Raw genomic sequence first — 5,153 nt, 5'->3', positions numbered from 1 at the left:
AGACGGTTAGCGCGACAGTTAAGTTCACCATAGCTCAGTGTTTGCCCCTCAAACACTAAGGCCGTGGCATCAGGATGTTGTTCCACCTGAACTTCAAACAATGGGTGAATAAGGGCATCTGGCGGGAAATCTGCTTGCGTCGCATTGAAATCGACCAGCAGTCGTTGCTGCTCCGATTCAGACAGTATCGGTAAAGTTGCGATAGACTGTGTCGCATCAGCCGTCATCGCTGTCAGTACTCGTTTTAAGTAATCCACCATACGTTCGACGGTAGTGTGATCAAATAAATCGCTGGCATATTCCAGATCACCAATCAGGCCAGAGTCACTTTCGAACAGGGATAACGTTAAATCAAAGTGAGCACTGTGACGTGCTTGTTCAATGGGAACGAGTTGTAAATCCGGCAGCGTCAATGTTTGCGCTGATGTGTTATCTAAGGTCAACATCACCTGAAAAATCGGGCTGTAGCTCAGACTGCGTTCGGGTTGTAATGCTTCCACCAATTGCTCAAAGGGCAGATCCTGATGAGCATAGGCGGCCAGCGCTTGTTCCCGAACTTGCGCAAGCAGGTCAGCTATATTGGAAACATCACTCAGCGTGACACGTAAAGCCAACGTATTGACGAAGAAGCCGATTAACCCTTCAAGTTCATAATGTGATCGGTTGGCAACTGGCGTACCGATAACAACATCATCCTGACCACTGAGTCGGGCGAGGACAATGCTCCAGGCGGTCAGTATGGTCATAAACAACGTCGTATTGTGGCGCTGTCCAAGCTCTTTTAGTGATGTCAATAAGTGGGTATCAAGGTGGAAAGAGACCTGACCGCCAGTATAGGTTTGCACCGATGGGCGTGGTCGATCAGCAGGCAGAGTCAACAAAGCGGGAGCGTCTGCCAGTTGCTGACACCAGAATTCGCGTTGCTGAGTGAGAGCCGCTTCTTGCAGCCAATCGCGTTGCCAGACAGCATAGTCGGCATACTGAATGGGTAACGGTGGCAATGGATCATTATGACCGCTGAGAATAGCGCGGTAGCGTTCGCCCAATTCACGTATCAGTACATTAATCGACCAGCGATCAGAGATAATGTGATGTTGGGTGAGCAGCAACACATGCTCTTCGTCCGTCAGTTGCAGTAATTGCCCGCGGATCAATGGGCCTTCTGTAAAGTTGAAAGGCGTTTGTGCTTCAATGGCAGTTAGTTCGGCAATACGATGGGGGTGTTTTTCGGGTGTTAACAAGCGCAGGTCTTGGCAGGACAAGGTAAAGCCAATATCGGCCGAATCAATTTGTTGGTAAGGCTGTCCATCAATCAGCACAAAGCGGGTACGCAAACTTTCGTGACGAGCGACCAGTTGACCGAGCGCGGTGATCAGGGCATGGTGATTGAGCGTACCAATGAGGCGCAGTGCTAACGGAATATGGTAAGCCAGACTGGTCGCCGGATCGAGTTGACCAAGGAACCACAGTCGTTGTTGAGCGAAAGACAGCGGCAGTGGCTGGTTACGGTTGCTGACAGGAATAACCCTCTGAGTGGTTGTCGAAGTTTCGGTCAGTGTTTGCGCTAAATTTGCCAGCAGGGGATTAGCAAAAAGTTGTTGTAACGGTAATTCCCGCGCCAGATCCTGACGTACACGCGAAACGAGCTGGATAGCAAGCAGTGAATGGCCGCCAAGCTCAAAGAAATGGTCATGACGACCAATCTGTTCCAGCCCTAGCAGGTTTTGCCAAATTTCAGCCAACGCGACTTCCATCTCCCCCATTGGTGCTTCATAACCACGAACCATGATAGCCGATACATCGGGTGCTGGTAACGCCTGACGGTCAAGTTTGCCGTTGGGTGTCAATGGGAAGGTTTCGAGTATCACAAAGGCGCCAGGCAGCATATAGTCAGCGAGATACTGAGCCAGTTGCTGACGCAGTTCCGCAGGAACCAGTTCAACATTATCGAAAGGTCGCAGATAGGCAACCAGTCGTTTTTGTTCCCCGGCTTTTTCATATGAAGTATCTTCACCCAGGTTTCCACATAGATCTTCACGCAGGATAACGACCGCTTCACGTACCCCGTCACATTGCATCAATCGCGCTTCAATTTCACCGAGTTCAATACGGAAACCGCGTAGTTTGACCTGAAAATCTTTGCGGCCGAGGTACTCAATATTGCCGTCAGGGAGCCAACGACCGAGGTCGCCGGTTTTGTACATGCGGGCGTCCGGGGTTGAAGAGAACGGATCGGGCAGGAAACGTTCATCGGTCAGTTCAGGCCGATTCAGGTAACCACGGGCCACACCGACTCCGGCAATATGAATTTCGCCAATCACACCAAGAGGGGCTGGTTGCCCATGATGATCAAGAATATAGATCTGGGTGTTGGCAATGGGTCGGCCGATATGATGGACAAAGCCCTCTGTCCGTTTCATCCGAACCCAGGTTGAATAAGTTGTTGTCTCAGAAGGGCCATACAGGTTACATACATGTTGTATGCAAGTGCTGGCAAATAGACGCTCAACAATATGTGACTTCAATGCTTCACCCGCTAAATTGACCGTCTGGGTGGTCATAGGTACGGCGTTGACTTCAAGCAAGTGCGCAATGGCTGAGGGCACGGTATTGATTAAGCTGACGGGATGTTCAGTTGTGACCAGTGACAACACATCAGAAACGAGATGAACCGTACCGCCAGAAATTAATGGTGCAAAACATTCGTACACCGCCAAATCAAAACTCAGTGAAGTAGCAAAAAGGGTATTTATCAGCTCTTCGGAACTGAAATTTTGTTTTGCCCAAGTGAGGAAATTCACGGTGTTGCGGTGAGTAATCGCCACCCCTTTGGGTAATCCTGTAGAGCCGGAGGTATAGATTACATAGGCCAGATGATGTGATGTCAGCCCTGACTGTACATCAGGATTATAGACAGGTTGTGACGTCAGGAATGCTTCTTGTTGGTTATTGAGTACTATAGTTGTTATTGCAGTTGGTATTACGTCATTGGTGCTTGTGTTAATGGCAATTGTGTTGCTCAGCCGATCAGCCCATTCTGCTTGCGTCAGCATCACGATTGGTGCTGCGTCTTCGAGCATATACACCAGTCGCTCGGTTGGATAGACAGGATCGAGAGGTACATAAGCCCCTCCAGCTTTGAGAATGGCAAGCAGCCCTACCACCATCTCCAGACTGCGTGTCATACAAATTGCAACACGGTCGTCCGGGCGAACGCCCAGTGTGATCAGATGATGAGCCAGACGATTGGCTCGGTTGTTCAGTTCTTCATAACTGAGCGATTGCTCTCCGCATACCACAGCCGTTGCACCGGGAGTGCGGGCAACTTGAGTTTCAATCAATTGGTGAATCAAGGCATCTTGTGGAAAATCTGCCTGGGTAGCATTGAAGTCCACTAATAACTGTTGTCGCTCCGAATCTGGCAAAATTGACACTTGCAGGATAGGTTGTTGTGGAGCATGGATCAGGGCATCGACCAGACCACTGAGAGCCGTAGCGAGATACGCTGTGAGACGAGCCGGATCAATACTTGCTATGGTCAATGCGGTCAGTTGAAAACCGTCCCCCAGATCATCTACTGACAGAGTAATGGGGTAATTTGTGCGTTCTTCAGCGGAAACTAAACGTATATCTGCCCAAATTGTCTCGCTTGCATCGGCTTCGGCCTTACCCAGTTGACTATTATTCATTTGGCTATGACGGTAATTCAGCAGAGTACTAAACAGTGGCATCGGCTGTGCTATACCGCTGCACTGTTGTGCCAGCGCCAATGGTGCTTGTTCGTGTTCCAGTAATGTTGTCAGACTGCGATAAGTCGCCTGTACCACTTCCTGTACGCTGTAATCCACCAAAGAAACCCGCATTGGCAGGGTATTGATAAACATCCCCAGTATTTGATCGGCACCCGTGACGCCTTGTAGACGCCCAAGCAGCACAGAGCCAAAGACCACATCATCACTGCCGCTGGTCTGTGCCAGTACTTGCGCACAGGCCACATGGAACAGTACGCTTGGGCTGACGCCCAAACGACGGGCTTGTGTACGGACAGCTTGTGCCAATACAGAAGAAAGCGAGAGACTGGCTTTTGCAATAGTGTCATCGTTGTCCGGCATAAAGAGCACACCAAACGGTGCTGTCGGCACGTCAATACCAGCAAGTTGATCGCGGAAGAAAGCTTCATGCTCGGAAGCGGGTACGCTTAAAATTTGGGTAATAAAATTACGATAGGGCAATGCAACGGGCAACATTTCGGCATTTCCCTGCTGTATCTGAGCAATTTCGGCAAAAATCAGTTCCAGTGTTATATGGTCACTGACCAGATGGTGGAACCGCAGCGCCAACAGCCATTCATCCTGTGCCGGATCGTGAGCGATGTCAGCCGCGAATAATGGAGCACGATTCAAATCCAGGCGGTATCGACGAGGATCAGTATGAGCACGTAGCTGAGTCAGAACATCATCCGCTGTGGCGGGAGTAAAGTTGTTAATACACAGCGATGCCTGACGCCAGACCACTTGAACCGGTTGCGTCAATCCTTGCCAGCAAACTGCGGTACGCAGAATATCATGGCGATCGATAACCTGTTGCAGCGCTGACAGGAAAGCGTCGAGATGTTGACGGGTATTAAAAGCGAGCAGGGTTTGCAACAGATAGTCATCGCCTTGCGCCTGTAATAGGTGATGGAACAAGATACCTTCCTGCAACGGTGCCAGCGGATAAATATCCTGCACATTCCTTGCTCCGCCGGTAACTGTTTCGACGATAGTATCAATTTCAGTTTGCTCCAGTGAAACCAGCGGCAACATATCGGGCGTGATGACGGCACAGCCTTCAACGATCAGGTTGGGTGGTACTACAAAGACATTGGTATCGTCTGGATACGTCAGAATAGTGTGTGCTAGTTCGGTGAGAATCGGGGTTGCAAACACACTGCGAACATCAAGCTGCCAGCCGAAACTGCGCAATTGTTCGATAAGATGAACAATCATCAGCGAATGGCCGCCGAGCGCAAAAAAGTGGTCGTGACGACCGACTTGCTCCAGTCCCAGTAAATCTTGCCAAATCTGTGCCAGAGCTATTTCTATTTCACCCATCGGGGCTTCATAGCCATGCGTTGCTACAGCAGATGAATCGGGGGCAGGGAGTGCCCGGCG

General features: G+C 50.1%; 1 protein-coding gene. It reads right to left on the bottom strand.

Going from position 1 to position 5,153, the window contains the following annotated elements; translation table 11 throughout:
* Positions 1-5,153 (bottom strand): non-ribosomal peptide synthetase (locus tag AAC147_RS06000; protein ID WP_047686004.1); only part of this gene is annotated, 5,153 nt, incomplete at both ends.

Source organism: Xenorhabdus sp. NBAII XenSa04, from assembly GCF_963866145.1.
Lineage (GTDB): Bacteria > Pseudomonadota > Gammaproteobacteria > Enterobacterales > Enterobacteriaceae > Xenorhabdus > Xenorhabdus indica.
Note: the sequence above shows the minus strand (reverse complement) of the source record. Positions and strands in the feature narration are given on the sequence as shown.